The organism is Arthrobacter sp. Marseille-P9274 (assembly GCF_946892675.1).
Classification (GTDB): domain Bacteria; phylum Actinomycetota; class Actinomycetes; order Actinomycetales; family Micrococcaceae; genus Crystallibacter.
The window spans coordinates 2,024,477-2,040,859 of sequence record NZ_CAMPOV010000001.1 but is presented as its reverse complement, the minus strand read 5'-3'; the positions used below and the strand labels follow the sequence as shown (position 1 = coordinate 2,040,859).

Sequence of the window (16,383 nt, the reverse complement as noted above, 5' to 3'; positions counted from 1 at the left end):
CGGTGACATGGTTGGGCCTCTTCAGGCTGGGATCTGCTCATGCTGCCGCGATTCGGCGGCACGGGCGCGGCGGCGGCGCCACTGCCACAGTACCCCGTTGCGCGGGCCGAGCAGGTAGACGGCAAGGAACACCAGGGCCTGCGCCAGCACCACCGACGCCCCGGTCGAGACGTCCAGGTAATAGCTGGCGTAGATGCCGGCGACGGCGGCGGCGACGGTAATGGTGATGGAGATCAGCAGCATCCGGTCGAAGTTCCGGGTGAGCAGGAACGCCGTCGCCCCGGGGGTGATGAGCATGGCGACGACGAGGATGATGCCGACGGCCTGCAGCCCGACGACGACGGTCAGGGCCAGCAGGCCGAGCAGCAAGGCGGTGAGCCATCGGGTATTCAGGCCGATGGCATGGGCATGGATGCGGTCGAAGGCCAGCAGGGTCAGATCGCGGCGTTTGTAGAGCAGGACCGCAAGGGTCACAGCGCCCAAGACCAGCACCTGGAGCAGTTCCGGCAGCGAAACGCCCAGTACATTGCCGAAGAGGATGTGCTGCAGGTCGGTCTGGCTAGGTGTCTTGGAGATGATGGCCAGGCCGAACGCGAACAGGGCCGTGAAGACGACGCCGATGGCGGTGTCGCCCTTGAGCTTGGTTGTGGAACGCACCGCACCGATTAGCGCCACGGCACCGGCGCCGAAGACGAAGGCGCCGACGGAGAACGGCAGGCCGAAGATGTAGGCCAGGGCCACGCCCGGCAGCACTGCATGCGATACCGCATCGCCCATCAGGGACCAGCCCATCAGGATCAGCCAGCAGGACAGGGCCGCGGAGACGGCCGCAGCGGCGACCGTGACCAGGAGGGCCTTGGTCAGGAAGCCATACTGCAGCGGTTCGAACAACCAGTTAATGATGTCCATGTTGTCCTTCCGGAACGTCGCTCAGGGCCGTGCCGAAGGCTAGCGCCAGGTTCTCGTTGGTCAGGACGGTTTCGGGCCGTCCGTGGGCCAGCACCCGCTGGTGGAGCAGGATGGCTTCGTCGCAGAGCTGGGGGATGCCGGCGAGGTCGTGGGTCGAGACGAGGATGGTCTTGCCCTCGTCCCGCAGGTCTTTGAAGAGGCCTGTCAGTTCGGCCTCGGAGGCCTTGTCGACGCCGGCGAACGGTTCGTCGAGCAGCAGCAGGCCCGCGTCCTGGGCAATGCCGCGGGCTACGAAAGCACGCTTGCGCTGGCCGCCTGAGAGTTCTCCGATCTGGCGGTGCTGCAGGTCGACCAGGCCGACCCGCTCCAGTGCCGCCGCCACCGCCGCCCTGTCCGCCGGCCGCGGACGGCGGGAATGGCCCAGGCTGCCGTAGCGGCCCATCATGACGACATCGCGCACGGAGACCGGGAAGGTCCAGTCGACGTCCTCGGCCTGGGGCACATAGGAAACGGCGTTGAGCTTGCGGGCGTCCTTCGGCGCGGCGCCGAAGATCCGGACGGTCCCCGAGGTGGCCTGGACGAGTCCCATCAGCGCCTTGAAGAGGGTCGATTTGCCCGAGCCATTGACCCCGATCAGGCCGCAGATGGTTTGCGCCCTCACGCGCAGGCTGACGTGTTCGAGGGCGGTGACGTCGTCGTAGGAGACCCGGAGCGAGGCCACGTCGATGGCATCTGCGCCTGGGGGCAGCTGGCGGAGGCTCATGGTGCCAGTCCTTCCTTGATGAGTTCGATGTCGTGGCGGATCAGCGACAGGTGGCTGGGAACGGGGCCGTCCGGGCGGGAGAGTGAGTCGACGTAGAGGGGAGTGAGGAGCCGGGCTCCCGTGGCCTCCGCGACCTGCTCCATCGCCCCCGGATTGACCGTGGATTCGCAGAAGACCGAGGGCACATCGTGCCGGTGGACGAAATTGATGGCATCCTTGATCTGCCGAGGCGTGCCCTCGGCGTCGGAATTCACCGGCCAGAGGAAGGCCTCGCGCAGTCCTGCATCCCGAGCGAGGTAGGAGAAGGCGCCCTCGCAGGTGACCAGTGCGGGAACCGCGGCCGAGCCGGCGAATGCCTCCTGCAGTTCGCCCATCACCTCATCGAGCTGCCGCTTGTAGTCCTCGCCGTTGGCGGCGAAGTCGCCGGCATGCTCCGGGACCAGCTTGCTGAGCGCCGCCACGGTGTTATCCACGTAGATCTTGGCAGCCTGCGGCGACATCCAGGCATGCGGGTTCGGGCGGCCCTGGTAGTTGCCGGACCGAATGTCCACCGGCTCCACTCCTTCGGAGAGAACCGCGTGGGGCGCGGGCACCGCGGCGACGAAGCGGGCGAACCAGCGTTCCAGCCCGAGGCCGTTGTCCAGAATGAGGTCCGCGTCCTGGGCTCGGACCAGGTCCGAGGGCGTTGGCTGGTAGCCGTGGATCTCGGCGCCGACCTTGGTGACCGATTCGACCCGGACATAGTCCCCGCCCACCTGCCGGACCAGGTCCGCCAGCACGGTGAAGGTGGTCAGGACCATCGGCCGCTCGTCGGCGGAGGCGGCAGGACGGGCAGTGCCGGGCGCGCAGGCCGGGAGCGCGAGGAGGCCCAGCACGACGAGCAGCGCGACAACCCATTTTTTCGGCATACCTAAATTTACTTCGCCGCCGTGCCGAAAGAAAGATTCAGCGGCTGGATGACGCACCCGCGGGAAATCAGTCCGCCGACATGCTGCCGTCCCGGGGATCGGGAGTTCCGGAGCGGCGGAGGGGCGGCTAGCGGCGGAAAGCCCGCCAACTCAGAGTCAGGTACGGGAGCTGCAGAACGGCGGATGGATCGTGTCCGAGGTGCTCGTGCAGGTACCAGTCGAGGTTGGCCAGCACCTTGGCCCGCGTCTGTTCATTGGCACGCAGGTAATAGCTGCGCGACTTGGCTAGCTCCATCAGGTCGGCCGGCTGCAGCGGATCCGTCCACCGCGTGAGGTGGTTCTCCAGATCGGTGAACTCGTCACCGACATCGGGCCGCGAGTGGGGCTTGTAGACGTCGCCGGCGTGCATGATGCGCGAGAGCCGGTGGACCCACGGTATGGAAACGTCCAGTTGGTTCCAGACCAGGCCGAGGACGCCGCCGGGCCGCAGGATCCGCGCAGCTTCGGTACTCGCGGCGGCGGCGTCGACCCAGTGCCACGCCTGCGCAACGGTCACGAGGTCGAAGGAGGTATCAGCCAGGCCGGTCTGTTCGGCCGTCCCCAGTAGGACCCTGACCTCCGGGTGTTTCTGCTGCAGTTGGGCGAGCATGTCGGCCGACGGGTCAACCGCGGTGACCTGCAGGCCCCGGCGCAGCAGTTGCTCCGTGTACTTGCCTGTCCCGGCGCCCAGATCCACGGCGTCCCGGGCTCCGTCCGGCACGAGCCAATCCACTGCATCGTCCGGGTAGCCGGGCCGGATGCGTTCGTAGTGTTCGCCGCCCTGTTCGAAGCTGCGGCCGAATTCCCTGCGCCGTTCATCGTCCATCCGCGGCCCGCGGTGTTCCACTGCCTGGTCCCTGCCGTTAGTCGTCGGCGTGTTCCCCGGGCGCAGCGGCGGGGCGCTGGCCGATCAGCTGCGGGTTGAGCCGGTGCAGGACCTCCTCATGCAGGACGCCGTTGGTGGCGAGGGCGTTGCCGCCGAAGGGACCGTCCTCGCCTTCAAGGGAGCTGAAGCGGCCGCCGGCCTCCGTCACGATGGGCACCAGCGCGGCCATGTCATAGAGGTTCAGTTCCGGCTCGCAGGCGATGTCGACGGCGCCTTCCGCGACCAGGCAGTAGGACCAGAAATCCCCGTAGGCGCGGGTCCGCCAGACGGATTCGGTCAGCCCCAGGAACTCGGTGAGATTGCCGCGTTCCTGCCAGCCGGTGAGGCTCGAGTAGGAGAGCGAGGCATCTTCCAGTTGGCCGACGTCGGAAACGTGCAGCCGGGTCGCGGAGGACAGGGAACGCCCGGTGTAGGCACCGGTCCCGGCGGCGGCCCACCAGCGCTTGCCCAGCGCGGGGGCACTGACCAGCCCGACCACCGGCTTGCCCTCGTCGATCAGCGCGATCAGGGTCGCCCAGACCGGCACGCCGCGGACGAAGTTCTTGGTCCCGTCGATCGGGTCGATGACCCAGCGCCGGGAGCCGTGGCCGCTGCTGCCGAACTCTTCGCCGAGCACGGCGTCCCGCGGCCGGGCGCGCGACAGCTGGCCGCGGATGGCCTCCTCGGCGGCCTTGTCGGCGTCCGTGACGGGGGTGAGATCCGGCTTGGTCTCCACCTTCAGATCGAGCGCCTTGAAGCGGGACATGGTCTGGGCGTCTACGGAGTCGGCCATCACGTGGGCCAGGCGCAGGTCATCGTTGTAGCTCTGTGCGTCGCGGATCATAGGCTTCAACCTATCGCTACTTGGACCGTCGGCGCCGCATGTGAAGCGCACTGGCCTGCCGCGAGGCCTACTGGGTGCCCAGCTCCTTCACCTGCTGGCGCACCTCGCTGCCCAGCAGCCGGCGAAGCGAGGCCAGCCGGGCGGGCCCGGAGTCGCCGGCGCGGCCGGAGGCCACCCAGGTGTCCAGCCCGCAGTCGACGGCCCGGTCGTCATGCTTGCACCTCCGGTCGCATTCCGCGATGCCCGGCTCCAGGTCCGGGAAGGCGGCGAGGATCCGGTTCGGGTCGACGTGGGCCAGGCCGAAGGAACGGATTCCCGGGGTGTCGATGATCCAGCTGCCCGGCGCGGCGTCATGGAGTTTCAGGGCCAGCGCCGAGGACGAGGTATGCCGGCCCCGTCCGGTCACCGCATTGACCCCTCCGGTCGCCCGGTGCGAGCCCGTCAGCGCGTTGACCATGGTGGACTTGCCGACGCCCGAGTGGCCGAGCAGGACACTCACTGAGCCGTCCAAGTAGCCGCGAAGCTGGTCCAAGGCCTCGGCATCCAGCATGGCGGTGCGCCCCTCGTCCGAGCTGGCGTGGACGCCGACCACGTCCTCGTCCGCCGTACGGCTGACGATCACCGGCAGTTCGAGGTGGCGGTAATTGGCGAGCAACACCTCCGGATCCCGCAGGTCCGCTTTGGTGACGCACAGCAACGGGGCGATGCCGGCGTCGTACGCCGCCACCAGGGCGCGGTCGATGAAACCGGTCCGCGGCTCCGGATTCGCCGCAGCGACCACGATCACCAGCTGGTCCGCGTTGGCGACCACCACGCGCTCCACCGGATCGGTGTCATCGGCGCTGCGCCGCAGCAGGGTCCGGCGCTCCTCGACGCGGACCAGGCGGGCCAGCGTATCCGGCTCCCCGGACACGTCGCCGACCAGGCCGACGAAATCGCCGGCCACGACCGGAGTCCGGCGCAGTTCGCGCGCCCGGGCCGCTATCACCGTGCGCTCCCGTGCGGTGTCCTCATCAACGACGGCGGTGTAGCGTCCGCGGTCGACCGTCACGATGCGCCCGACGACGGCGTCTTCGTGCGCGGGACGGTCCTTGGTCCGCGGGCGGGAACCGCGCTTGTTCGGGCGGATGCGGACGTCGGATTCGTCCCAGGTCCTGCGGCCTGCCACCGTCAGCGGGCCCCGGCAGCCGCACTCGGCGCTGTGGCGCACAGTTGGTGCCACAGCTGCGGGAATTCCGGCATGGTCTTGGAGGTCGTGCCGATGTCGTCGACCTGCACACCCTCCACGGCCAGGCCGATGATGGCCCCGGCCGTGGCCATCCGATGATCCTCGTAGGAACGGAAGAGGCCGGCATGCAGCGGGCGCGGACGGATCAACAGGCCGTCTGCCGTTTCCTCGGCGTCCCCGCCCAGCCGGTTGATTTCAGCCACCAGGGCGGCCAGCCTGTCCGTCTCATGGCCTCGCAGGTGTCCGATACCGCTGAGCCGGGACGGGCCATCGGCCAAGGCGCAGAGCGCCGCGGCCGTGGGGGCCAGCTCGCTGGTATCCGCCAGGTCCGCTGCCTTGATGCTGTCGCCGCCGGTGACGGACAAGGTGCCGTCCGCATAGCTGACCTCGGCGCCGAGCTTCGGCAGGATGCTGCGCCACTGGTCGCCGACCTGCGTGGTCTCCGCGGGCCAGCCGGGGATCCGGACCGTTCCGCCGGTGGCGAGGGCAGCGGCCAGGAACGGCCCCGCATTGGAGAGGTCCGGCTCGATCTCCACGTCGAAGGCCCGGATGGGACCGGGCCGCACGATCCAGTGGTTCGGGACCGAATCGTCCACCTCGACGCCGACGCCGCGGAGCACGCGCACCGTCATCCGGATGTGGTCGAGGCTCGGAACCGGGGGCCCCGAGTGTTCCAGATGCAGTCCGTCGGTGAACGCCGCGCCCGCCAGCAGCAGCGCCGAAACGAACTGCGAGGACGCACTCGCGTCGATGACGACATGACCGCCCTTGACGGCACCGCGGCCCTGGACGGTAAAGGGCATGGCATTTCGGCCGTCGTCGTCGACCACCAGCCCGAGTTCCCGCAGGGCGGCGATGGTGGCACCCATGGGCCGCTGCCGCGCGGCCGGGTCGCCGTCAAAAACCGCCGGCCCGTCTCCGAGCGCCGCCAGCGGCGGGACGAAGCGCATGACCGTTCCGGCCAGCCCGCAGTCGATCCGCTTGCCCGCCGCGGAACCGAAGCGGCTGATCGGGGTGACCAGAAGGTCGGGGCCAAATGCGCCGCTTCCCGGAACCTCCTCGACGACGGCGCCCAGGGACCGCAGCGCGTCGATCATCAGCCGGGAGTCCCGCGAATGAAGGGGAGCACGAAGCCTGCTCGGACCCTCCGCGAGGGCGGCCAGGACGAGGTACCGGTTGGTCAGCGATTTCGAGCCGGGGATCTGCACGACGGCGTCCACCGGTGCGGGGACAAACGGCGCCTCCCATGGGGCAGGCGCTGCGGAGCTGGTGGCAGTCATTAAGCGCGCTGACCCACCACATCGGCCACGGTTCCGCGGACGGCACGCTCGGCCTTCTCCAGCCGGCGGCGCGAGTCCTTGCCGAGCGCAGCGGCGCTCTTGCGCGTGTCCTTGCTCATGGACCGGACGCCCTTGCGGGCATCGGCAGCCAGATGCTCGGCACGCCAGGCAAGACCCGGACGTCCGTTCGTGTCGACCGCGGCCAGCAGGGCCGCTCCCATCAGGGAACCGTTCTTCAGCAGCTGGCCGCGCCGGTTGCGCTTGCCCTCTGCGGTGTCCGCCGCCGTGGACGTGTACTCGACGTAGGCGTTGACCGCCGTGGCCCCGGCCAGCAGCAGCGCCGCGAGACGCGAGAACTTTCCCCATCCCAGCAGGAGGCCGGCTCCGATCTGGGTGACGCCCACGGCCTGGGCGAGCAGCTTGGCGTTTCCGGCCAACGGCGCCGCCGATGGAAAGGTGGACGCGGCTCTGTCCAGGCAGGGCTGCAGGGCCTGGGCGGTGGAAGCAGTATTCCGCAGCCGTTCGATGCCGGCAGCAACATAACTGGTGGCGAGTAAGGGACGGGCAACAACGCGGACGATGGTCATAAAAGCCTCCTGGCTCTCGCTGAGGGTCCATAAGGGCAAGCTCCGCAGGCGTCAACCTGCCGGTGGCGCTGGCTCTAGTTTTGCACTTTTGGCTGCAGGACACACTTTAGGCTCCCTTGTGGCGTCCAATGCCGCGCCCGCGGAATATTCGGCCGCCCGCCGCCGTTGTGCTCAATGCGTTGGCAATACTGTGCCGACGGCCAAAGTCTGTGAGAACCAACCGAAGGGATTGCCATGCCCCTGGCGCTTGACCAGCAGCGGGAGCAGGGGAGCCCCGAAACCGGCGCTCCCCGGAAGCCGCTGCGCGTAGACTTGGGGGCGATGACAACTGACCATGCCCAAGAGTCCATCTCGGGGAACGGCGGCGGGGCCGCGGGAGAGCGGGAGCAGGCCGAGACAGAGGCTGAACGTGCCGAGCGCTTTGAGCGGGACGCGCTGCAGTATGTCGACCAGCTGTACTCGGCAGCCATGCGGATGGCCCGGAACCCCAGCGATGCCGAGGACCTGGTCCAGGAGGCCTACACCAAGGCGTTCGCGGCGTTCCACCAGTACAAGCCGGGCACCAATCTCAAGGCCTGGCTGTACCGGATCCTGACCAACACGTACATCAACCTGTACCGGAAGCGGCAGCGGGAACCGCAGCAGTCCAATACGGACCAGGTTGAGGACTGGCAGATGTACCAGGCCGCCTCGCACACCTCGTCGGGCCTGCGGTCGGCCGAGGCGGAGGCGCTGGACCATCTGCCGGACTCGGATGTGAAGAACGCCCTCCAGGCTATTCCGGAGGAATTCAGGCTCGCCGTCTACTTCTCGGATGTAGAAGGCTTTGCCTACAAGGAAATATCGGAAATCATGAATACCCCCATCGGAACGGTGATGTCGCGTCTGCACCGCGGGCGGAAGATGCTGCGTGAGCTGCTGTCGGACTATGCACAGGGCCGCGGCCTCGGCGCAGCCCAGGCGGCGTCACCGGCGGGTACACAACAGGAGAACAGGAAATGAGCGACTGCCACGGCTTGGGCGACTGCGAAGACGACCGCATGCAGCGGATCTACGAGTACGTCGACGGGGCGCTGTCCCGGGACGACCTCTCCGAGATCAAGGCGCATCTGGAGACCTGTACAGAGTGCTCCCAGGAACACGACCTTGAGTGCCTGATCCGCTCCGTGGTCAAGCGTTCGTGCCAGGAGCACGCACCACAGACGCTCAAGGAACGGATCATCGACCGTATCGGGCATATCAAGGCAGCGGGCTCGGTGCAGGCCGACGCCTGACGCTGCCGCGAACCGAACCGGTAAGCAAAGAACCCCCAAGCCCTTGTGGCTTGGGGGTTCTTTGCTTACCGGGGCGCTTGCCACCGGCGGTGCTCCTAGCGGAGCACCGCTCAGGTGTTGGGACGCTTGCCGTGGTTTGCGCCGCCGCGCTTACGGTCACGACGCTTACGTGCACGCTTGCTCATGGCTGCCTCCTTACCTGGACGAAAAGAACCGCCTATCAGTCTCCCATAACTCGGGCACCACGCCTAACCGGTGACAGGTGCCTTGGCCCCTAGGATGGTGCCTATGCCAGCTTCCGATGGAGAATTCATGCGCGCAGTGTACGCCAGCTCCCAGTCCGCCGAGGATCCGCTGTCAGGTCTGGTGGTCGGCGAGCTTCCGCGGCCGCAGGCACCGGAGGGCTGGCGCCGCGTCCGGGTCAAGGCGTCCGCGCTGAACCACCACGACTTGTTCTCGCTGCGGGGGGTTGGCCTGCCGTCGGAACGGCTTCCCATGGTCCTCGGCTGCGATGCTGCGGGAATCGACGACGACGGCAACGAAGTCATCGTCCACGCCGTCATCCCGAGCGCGGATTGGCTGGGGGACGAGACCATGGATCCCCGGCGCTCCCTACTGTCCGAGGTGTACCCCGGCACCATGGCGGATGAAGTACTGGTGCCGGCACGCAACCTGCTGCCGAAGCCGACCGAACTGGACTTCACGACGGCGGCCTGCCTCCCGACGTCGTGGTTAACGGCGTACCGGATGCTCTTCACGGTGAATCCCGCAGCCCCCGGATCCACTGTCCTGGTCCAGGGGTCGGGCGGGGGAGTGGCCTCCGCGCTGATCGCGATGGCTGCGGCGGCCGGCTACCGCGTGTGGGCCACCGGACGCACGGAAGCAAAGCGGGAGCATGCCCGCAGCCAAGGCGCGGCGGCCGTCTTCGAGCCCGGCGCCAGGCTGCCCGAGCGCGTGGACACGGTCTTCGATTCGGTCGGGCAGGCCACGTGGGCGCACTCCCTGAAGTCGCTCCGTCCGGGCGGCGCCGTCGTCACCTGCGGCGCGACCAGCGGGCCGAATCCGCCCGCGGACCTCAACCGGGTGTTCTTCCTCCAGCTGCGGGTCCTCGGATCGACGATGGGCACACGCGAGGAGTTCGGGCGCATGCTGCAGTTCCTGGTCGCAACAGGCATCCGCCCGCAGCTGGACAGCGTGCTGCCGCTGGAGCAGGCCCGGGACGGCTTCGCGAAAATGGCCGCCGGCGAGGTGGCCGGCAAGATCGTCTTCACGCACTGACCCGGCTCCGGGCCCGGGGGCCTCGGGCCGGGCCCTTAGGACGGCTCCGGCAGCTCGAGCCAGTGGTACCAGCCGCGGTGCAGCACCAGCCATGCCATCAGGCCATAGCCGGCCTGTCCGGGAAGACCGCCGTTTGCCGCGAGGTCGGTCCGCCACTGTTCGTGGTTGAGCAGCGGCGTGAAGGTGTCCACGTAGACGTGCTTGCGGCGCGTAGTGACGTCCGCGAAGGCTGCGGAAAGCTCGGCCAGGCGCTGGTTGCGGGCCGCGTCCAGGCCGGGCGGCGGGCCGACCACGAACACCTTGATGCTCAGCTGTGCGGCGCCGTCGAGGATGTTCGCCAGGTTCAGCCGGCTCCGGGCGGTGGTCAAATCCAGGTCAAGATCGCGGTCGGAAAGACCGATGACCAGCCGGTTCTCGTAGCCGTCGTCGAAACGCCGGCCGGCTTCCTGCAGCCATCGGCCGGCGAGCTCCTCGGTGCCTTCGTTGGGCGAGGCCAGCGTGAAGGTCTCCAGGGTCGCGGGGGAGGGATTGGTCCGAGCCAGGGTGCGCCCGAGCCATCCCAGCGCGCGCTGGTCGCCCATACCGGCTAGAAGTTCGTCGCCGACAGCGGCGATCCTGATTCTGCGTTGCTCCACGGGATGCTTTCTGGTTGATTCGGCCGGCGGCTGCTTAAAAGCAAGAGGGTGGGGTGCCTGGGCACCCCACCCCACATCTTACTTACTTGCGCTCGAAGACCTTCTTGACGAGGACGTCCTGCTCAACAGCGTGGCGCTTGGCCGAGCCGGTCGACGTGGCGGCCGAGGCCGGACGCGAGACCAGCCGCATGCTGCGGTCCAGCTGCTGCGGCAGGTGCAGCCCCATGAACGGCCACGGTCCCTGGTTGGCCGGTTCATCCTGCGCCCAGACGATTTCCGCGTTCGGGTACTTTTCAAGCTCCGCCTTGATCTCCTCGACCGGCATCGGGTAGAGCTGCTCGACACGGACCAGGGCGGTCTTAGTGTCGGAGCTCTTCTGCCGCGCCGCGAGCAGATCGTAGTAGAGGCGTCCGGAGACCAGCACGATGCGGTCGACCTCGGCCGGATTCAGGTCCTGGACCTCCGGGATGACCTTGCGGAACGAGCCCTCGGTGAAGTCCTCAACCTTGGACGCCGCCGCCTTCAGGCGCAGCAGCTGCTTGGGAGTGAAGATGATCAGCGGCTTGCGCGGGCGAGCGTACGCCTGGCGGCGCAGCAGGTGGAAGTGCGACGCCGGGGTGGTCGGGTTGGCGACGACCATGTTGTCTTCGGCGCACATCTGCAGGAAGCGTTCGATGCGTGCGGAGGAGTGGTCAGGGCCCTGTCCTTCGTACCCGTGCGGCAGCATCAGCACCAGCGAGGAACGCTGGCCCCACTTCTGCTCGGCGGAGGAGATGAACTCGTCGATGACGGTCTGGGCGCCGTTGACGAAGTCGCCGAACTGCGCTTCCCAGAGCACCAGGGCGTCAGGGCGCTCGACGGAGTAGCCGTATTCGAAGCCCATGGCCGCGTATTCGGACAGCAGCGAGTCGTAGATCCAGAGCTTGGCCTGGTCCGGGCTCAGCCTGGTCAGCGGAGTCCATTCGGCGCCGGTGGCGCGGTCATGCAGGACGGCGTGGCGCTGCACGAAGGTACCGCGGCGCGAGTCCTGCCCGGCCAGGCGGACAGGGACGCCTTCCAGGAGCAGCGAGCCGAAGGCAGCGATTTCGCCGAAGCCCCAGTCGATGCCGCCTTCGCGGGACATCTGCTCGCGCTTCTCCAACAAGGCCTTCAGCTTCGGGTGGATGGTGAAGTCCTCCGGAATTTCCAAATGCGCCTTGCCGATGCGCGCCATGACTTCGCCGCTGACCGCGGTGCTGGCCGGGACGTTCGTGGTGTCCTCGGCCTGCTGCGACAACGGACGCTCCAGATCCGAAATCGGGGAGGAGTCCTTGGTGACCACCGGAATCGGCGAGGTCTGGGCCGCGTGGGTCTCTGCGAAGACACGCTCCAGCCGTTCCTGGTAGTCGCGCAGGGCCTGGTCGGCCTCCTCCTGCGTGATGTCGCCGCGTCCCACCAGTGCTTCGGTGTAGAGCTTGCGCGTGGAGCGCTTGGCCTCGATCAGGTTGTACATCATCGGCTGGGTCATCGAGGGGTCGTCGCCCTCGTTGTGCCCGCGGCGGCGGTAGCAGACCAGGTCGATGATGACATCCTTGTGGAACCGCTCGCGGAAGCGGTAAGCCAGCTGGGCCACGCGGACCACGGCCTCCGGATCATCCCCGTTGACGTGGAAGACCGGAGCCTGGATCATCTTCGCCACGTCCGTGGAGTACACGGAGGACCGCGAGGCGTGCGGCGACGTGGTGAAGCCGACCTGGTTGTTGACGATGACGTGGACGGTGCCGCCGGTGCGGTAGCCGCGGAGCTGCGAGAGGTTCAGCGTCTCGGCCACGACACCCTGGCCCGCGAAGGCAGCGTCGCCGTGCACCATGATGGGCAGCACGGGGAACGCGCCGTCGCCGCGGTCCAGCCGGTCCTGCTTGGCCCGGACCACGCCCTCGAGGACGGGGTCCACCGCCTCCAGGTGGGACGGGTTGGCGGCCAGGTAGACCTTGGTCTCGTTGCCGTTGTCCGAGGTGAAGGTGCCTTCGGTGCCCAGGTGGTACTTGACGTCGCCGGAGCCCTGGACGCTGCGCGGATCCTGGGTTCCCTCGAACTCGCGGAACACTTGGGCGTAGGTCTTGCCCGCGATGTTGGTGAGCACGTTCAGGCGGCCGCGGTGCGCCATGCCGATGGCTACCTCGTCGAGCCCGTCGTCGGCGGCGTCGGAGATGACGGCGTCCAGCAGCGGGATGAGCGACTCGCCGCCCTCGAGCGAGAAGCGCTTCTGGCCCACGAACTTGGTCTGCAGGAAGGTCTCGAAGGCTTCCGCGGCGTTGAGCTTGCCCAGGACGCGCAGCTGCTCTTCACGGCTCGGCTTGGCGTAGGGCCGTTCCAGTTCGTTCTGGAACCATTCGCGTTCCGCCGGATCCTGGATGTGCATGTACTCGACACCGGTGGTGCGGCAGTAGGCATCGCGCAGGACGCCGAGGATGTCGCGCAGCTTCAGCCGGCTCTTGCCGCCGAAGCCTCCGGTGACCCATTCGCGGTCCAGGTCCCACAGCGTCAGGCCGTAGGTGTTGATGTCCAGGTCCGGGTGCTTGCGCTGGACGTACTCCAGCGGGTTGGTATCCGCCATGAGGTGGCCGCGCACGCGGTAGGCGTGGATCAGCTGCTGGATCCGGGCGATCTTGTTGACCTGCAGCTCGACGTCCACCTGGTTGTCGGGATGCCAGCGCACCGGCTCGTAGGGGATGCGCAGGGCCTCGAAGATCTCGTCGTAGAAGTCCTGGTCGCCGAGCAGCAGGGACTCGACCAGGCGCAGGAACTCGCCCGAGCCTGCGCCCTGGATGACGCGGTGGTCGTAGGTCGAGGTCAGCGTGATGATCTTGCCGACGCCCTGGGCCGCGATCGTCTTCTCGCTGGCGCCGCGGAACTCGGCGGGGTACTCGAGGGCGCCGACGCCCACGATGGTGGCCTGGCCCTTGGAGAGGCGCGGCACGGAGTGCACGGTGCCGATGCCGCCGGGGTTGGTCAGCGACGCGGTGGTGCCGGCGTAGTCGTCAGCGGTCAGCTTGCCGTTGCGGGCGCGCTTGACCAGGTCTTCGTAGGTGTGCCAGAACTCGGAGAAGTTGAGCGTCTCGGCCTTCTTGATGTTCGGCACGACCAGCAGGCGTGAGCCGTCCGGCTTGGGCATGTCGATCGCAATGCCGAAGTTCACGTGGGCCGGCTGCACGGCGACGGGCTTGCCGTCGACCTCGTCGTAGTGGACGTTCTGGCTGGGGAATTGCCCCAGCGCCTTGACCACGGCGTAACCGATCAGGTGCGTGAAGGACACCTTGCCGCCCCGGGCGCGGGCGAGGTTGGAGTTGATGACCAGGCGGTTGTCGATCAGCAGCTTGGCCGGCACGGCGCGGACCGTGGTCGCCGTCGGGACGGAAAGGCTCTGGTCCATGTTGGTGGCGATCGCCTTGGCCGGTCCGCGCAGCACGGAAACCGTGTCTTCCTCGGAAACGGCGCTGGGCGCGGATTTAGGAAGCTGCGCCGGGATGGGGGCGGTCTTCGGGGCGGCGGCTGGCTTCGGGGCGGCAGCCGGTTCGGCCTTGTCCTTGGAGGTGTTCGGGGCCGGCTTCGCATCGGCCGGGATGTGCTTGGCCGCGCCGCGGTCCTGGGCCACGGAACCTGCGGACGGCTGCGTGCCGCTGGCAGGCTTCACCACGGGCAGCTCGGCGGTCGTCGTGCTCGGTTCGGCCTGCTTGCGCTGCGGGGCGCTGCCGTTCTCCGGCGAAGCCGCGCCCGCATTTTCGAAGATGCTCCACCATTTCTTGTCCACGGAATTCTTGTCCTGGAGGTACTGCTCGTAGATTTCGTCGACGAGCCATTCGTTACCACCGAATTCCTCGGGTAGACGAAGCTTGGGATGCTCTGGCACTTGTTATACGCCTCTTCCGTGTATTGCCGCTTGCCCTCAGACCGCACGCGCAGCACTAAAAAGCCTCGCGGAGCTTCAACGCCGGGCGCGTGGGTACGTACTGACGCACCTGGTCTGGACCTCCTGCCAGTCTAATGACAGATTCGTTGCGCAGGCCAATCTTGCCGGAAGTTTCGGAAGGGTGTCCCGGTCAGGTGGTGGCGCCGCCGGACAGGCCTGCCCGAAAGGGGGCCCCATCGCGGATCGAACCGTGTTCGGCATAGACTCTTCGGTGGCATCAGCCGGACGACCCGATCCCAGGAGTGGGCATGCAGTTCATCAATCAGCCGCTGACCGATCTGACGTATTCCGACGTTTTCCTCATTCCTTCCAAGTCCGACGTCGTGTCCCGGCTCGACGTCGATCTGTCTTCCGGGGACGGAACCGGCAGCACCATTCCGATCGTCGTGGCCAACATGACGGCGGTGACGGGCCGGCGCATGGCCGAGACCATAGCCCGCCGCGGCGGCCTTGCCGTGCTGCCGCAGGACGTGCCGCTTGAGGTGCTGGCGGAGGTGACCTCCTGGGTGAAGTCGCGCCACACCCTCTTCGAGACCCCGCTGAAGCTGCAGCCGGGCAACACCGTCATCGATGCCATCCACCTGATGAACAAGCGTGCCCACCGCGCCGTCGCCATTGTCAGCGAGCAGGGTCTCTGCCAGGGGGTCGTCCGCGTGGAGGACTGCGAGGGCGTGGACCGTTTCGCCTCGCTCGCGTCCGTGATGCGCGAGCATCCGCTGACGCTGCAGGCGTCGATGTTCGAGGGCGACCTGCAGCCGGCACTGCGCAAGGCCTTCGAGATGTTCGACACCGCCGGGACTTCCTTTGCTCCGGTGGTGGACGACGCCGGGGCGCTGCAGGGTGCGCTGACCCGCACCGGGGTGCTTCGTTCCACGATCTACCAGCCCGCGCTGGACGGGCGCGGAAAGCTGAGGGTGGCTTCCGCCGTCGGAATTAACGGTGACGTGGCCAGGAAGTCCGCGGCACTGCTGGAGGCCGGGGTGGATGTCCTGGTCGTCGATACGGCCCACGGCCACCAGGCCAAGATGCTCGACGCCCTCCGCGCGGTGCGCAGCCTGGATCCGCAGTTGCCGGTGGTCGCCGGAAACGTGGTCAGCGCCCAGGGGGTGCGCGACCTCGTGGAGGCGGGCGCGGACATCGTCAAGGTCGGGGTCGGTCCGGGCGCCATGTGCACGACGCGGATGATGACTGCCGTGGGCAGGCCGCAGTTCTCGGCCGTGCAGGAGTGTTCGGAGGCCGCCCGGGAGCTCGGCGCGCACGTGTGGGCCGACGGAGGCGTCCGCTATCCCCGCGACGTGGCCCTGGCGCTTGCGGCAGGTGCCAGCCAGGTCATGATTGGTTCGTGGTTCGCCGGTACCCACGAGAGCCCCGGGGATCTGCTCACTGATAACGAGGGTCGGCTCTACAAGGAAAGCTTCGGCATGGCCTCGGCGCGGGCGGTCCAGAACCGCACCAAGCACGAAGAGGCGTTCGACCGGGCGCGCAAGGCCCTGTTCGAGGAGGGTATCTCGACGTCGCGCATGTACCTGGATCCGCTCCGTCCGGGGGTCGAGGACCTGCTGGACGGCATCACGTCCGGCCTGCGCAGTTCCATGACCTATGCGGGCGCGGTGACCCTCCCGGAGTTCCGCGAGAAGGCCGTGGTCGGCGTGCAGTCCGCGGCGGGGTATGAGGAGGGGCGGCCGGTTCAGCAGAGCTGGTAGCCCTGCTAATCTTGGAAGCGATGGACAGCAATTCTAGATGCCGGTCCGTGGGTTCTGCAGTCGCCAGGTCTTGGCACCGCGCAGTCCCGCCCAGCACCGGCTGCCCCCGCTCCCGTACCTC

Annotated in this window: 14 protein-coding genes; 4 read left to right on the top strand and 10 right to left on the bottom strand. The window is 67.9% G+C overall.

The window, feature by feature from the left end; translation table 11 throughout:
* Positions 1-21: 21 nt before the first annotated feature.
* The 8 genes from OC550_RS09300 to OC550_RS09265 form a co-directional block, all read right to left on the bottom strand.
* Positions 22-909: a metal ABC transporter permease gene (locus OC550_RS09300; RefSeq protein ID WP_262105399.1), complete on the bottom strand. Its 888-nt coding sequence runs from the start codon at positions 907-909 to the stop codon at positions 22-24.
* A complete protein-coding gene (locus OC550_RS09295) occupies positions 896-1,672 on the bottom strand; it encodes a metal ABC transporter ATP-binding protein (protein WP_262105397.1) in 777 nt (258 codons plus the stop codon). The genes OC550_RS09300 and OC550_RS09295 overlap by 14 nt, the downstream gene beginning before the upstream one ends.
* Positions 1,669-2,580 carry a metal ABC transporter substrate-binding protein gene (locus tag OC550_RS09290; RefSeq protein WP_262105395.1) on the bottom strand — a complete coding sequence of 304 codons (912 nt, stop codon included), beginning with the start codon at positions 2,578-2,580 and terminating at the stop codon, positions 1,669-1,671. The genes OC550_RS09295 and OC550_RS09290 overlap by 4 nt, the downstream gene beginning before the upstream one ends.
* 127 nt (positions 2,581-2,707) lie before the next feature.
* Positions 2,708-3,466, bottom strand: a complete 759-nt coding sequence (locus OC550_RS09285; RefSeq protein ID WP_262105393.1) for a class I SAM-dependent methyltransferase — start codon at positions 3,464-3,466, stop codon at positions 2,708-2,710.
* Positions 3,467-3,482: 16 nt separating this feature from the next.
* Entirely contained in the window at positions 3,483-4,328 is an 846-nt protein-coding gene (hisN, locus tag OC550_RS09280; RefSeq protein WP_262105391.1) for a histidinol-phosphatase, read from the bottom strand.
* Between the two features lie 67 nt (positions 4,329-4,395).
* Positions 4,396-5,538, bottom strand: a complete 1,143-nt coding sequence (locus tag OC550_RS09275) for a ribosome small subunit-dependent GTPase A (RefSeq protein WP_262106300.1) — start codon at positions 5,536-5,538, stop codon at positions 4,396-4,398.
* A complete protein-coding gene (gene aroA, locus OC550_RS09270) occupies positions 5,499-6,836 on the bottom strand; it encodes a 3-phosphoshikimate 1-carboxyvinyltransferase (RefSeq protein WP_262105389.1) in 1,338 nt (445 codons plus the stop codon). The genes OC550_RS09275 and aroA overlap by 40 nt, the downstream gene beginning before the upstream one ends.
* Complete coding sequence (locus tag OC550_RS09265) at positions 6,836-7,423, bottom strand: DoxX family membrane protein (protein WP_262105387.1); 588 nt, start codon at positions 7,421-7,423, stop codon at positions 6,836-6,838. Before OC550_RS09265 ends, aroA begins: the two co-directional genes overlap by 1 nt.
* Positions 7,424-7,744: 321 nt before the next feature.
* On the opposite strand from OC550_RS09265, the gene OC550_RS09260 reads away from it, so the two are divergent.
* From OC550_RS09260 to OC550_RS09250, 3 genes are all read left to right on the top strand, one after another.
* Positions 7,745-8,425: a sigma-70 family RNA polymerase sigma factor gene (locus tag OC550_RS09260; RefSeq protein ID WP_262105385.1), complete on the top strand. Its 681-nt coding sequence runs from the start codon at positions 7,745-7,747 to the stop codon at positions 8,423-8,425.
* Complete coding sequence (gene rsrA, locus OC550_RS09255) at positions 8,422-8,697, top strand: mycothiol system anti-sigma-R factor (RefSeq protein WP_262105383.1); 276 nt, start codon at positions 8,422-8,424, stop codon at positions 8,695-8,697. The genes OC550_RS09260 and rsrA overlap by 4 nt, the downstream gene beginning before the upstream one ends.
* Positions 8,698-9,009: 312 nt before the next feature.
* Positions 9,010-9,975: a zinc-binding dehydrogenase gene (locus tag OC550_RS09250; protein WP_262105381.1), complete on the top strand. Its 966-nt coding sequence runs from the start codon at positions 9,010-9,012 to the stop codon at positions 9,973-9,975.
* A 35-nt stretch (positions 9,976-10,010) separates the two neighbouring features.
* On the opposite strand, the gene OC550_RS09245 is transcribed toward OC550_RS09250, so the two are convergent.
* Together OC550_RS09245 and OC550_RS09240 are read right to left on the bottom strand one after the other, a co-directional pair.
* On the bottom strand, positions 10,011-10,610 hold the full coding sequence (locus OC550_RS09245; RefSeq protein ID WP_262105380.1) for a GDSL-type esterase/lipase family protein: 600 nt from the start codon (positions 10,608-10,610) through the stop codon (positions 10,011-10,013).
* An 82-nt stretch (positions 10,611-10,692) separates the two neighbouring features.
* The gene (locus OC550_RS09240; RefSeq protein ID WP_262105378.1) at positions 10,693-14,499 is read right to left on the bottom strand and encodes a multifunctional oxoglutarate decarboxylase/oxoglutarate dehydrogenase thiamine pyrophosphate-binding subunit/dihydrolipoyllysine-residue succinyltransferase subunit; all 3,807 of its coding nucleotides are present in this window, start codon (positions 14,497-14,499) and stop codon (positions 10,693-10,695) included.
* Between the two features lie 308 nt (positions 14,500-14,807).
* On the opposite strand from OC550_RS09240, the gene OC550_RS09235 reads away from it, so the two are divergent.
* Complete coding sequence (locus OC550_RS09235) at positions 14,808-16,262, top strand: GuaB1 family IMP dehydrogenase-related protein (RefSeq protein ID WP_262105377.1); 1,455 nt, start codon at positions 14,808-14,810, stop codon at positions 16,260-16,262.
* Positions 16,263-16,383: the final 121 nt, after the last annotated feature.

Excerpts from the sequence above, each read along its gene's own strand:
- aroA (WP_262105389.1), bottom strand. The coding sequence starts at position 6,836 with ATGACTGCCACCAGCTCCGCAGCGCCTGCCCCATGGGAGGCGCCGTTT.
- OC550_RS09260 (WP_262105385.1), top strand. The coding sequence starts at position 7,745 with ATGACAACTGACCATGCCCAAGAGTCCATCTCGGGGAACGGCGGCGGG.
- OC550_RS09300 (WP_262105399.1), bottom strand. The coding sequence starts at position 909 with ATGGACATCATTAACTGGTTGTTCGAACCGCTGCAGTATGGCTTCCTG.
- OC550_RS09295 (WP_262105397.1), bottom strand. The coding sequence starts at position 1,672 with ATGAGCCTCCGCCAGCTGCCCCCAGGCGCAGATGCCATCGACGTGGCC.
- rsrA (WP_262105383.1), top strand. The coding sequence starts at position 8,422 with ATGAGCGACTGCCACGGCTTGGGCGACTGCGAAGACGACCGCATGCAG.
- OC550_RS09265 (WP_262105387.1), bottom strand. The coding sequence starts at position 7,423 with ATGACCATCGTCCGCGTTGTTGCCCGTCCCTTACTCGCCACCAGTTAT.
- hisN (WP_262105391.1), bottom strand. The coding sequence starts at position 4,328 with ATGATCCGCGACGCACAGAGCTACAACGATGACCTGCGCCTGGCCCAC.
- OC550_RS09290 (WP_262105395.1), bottom strand. The coding sequence starts at position 2,580 with ATGCCGAAAAAATGGGTTGTCGCGCTGCTCGTCGTGCTGGGCCTCCTC.
- OC550_RS09235 (WP_262105377.1), top strand. The coding sequence starts at position 14,808 with ATGCAGTTCATCAATCAGCCGCTGACCGATCTGACGTATTCCGACGTT.
- OC550_RS09250 (WP_262105381.1), top strand. The coding sequence starts at position 9,010 with ATGCGCGCAGTGTACGCCAGCTCCCAGTCCGCCGAGGATCCGCTGTCA.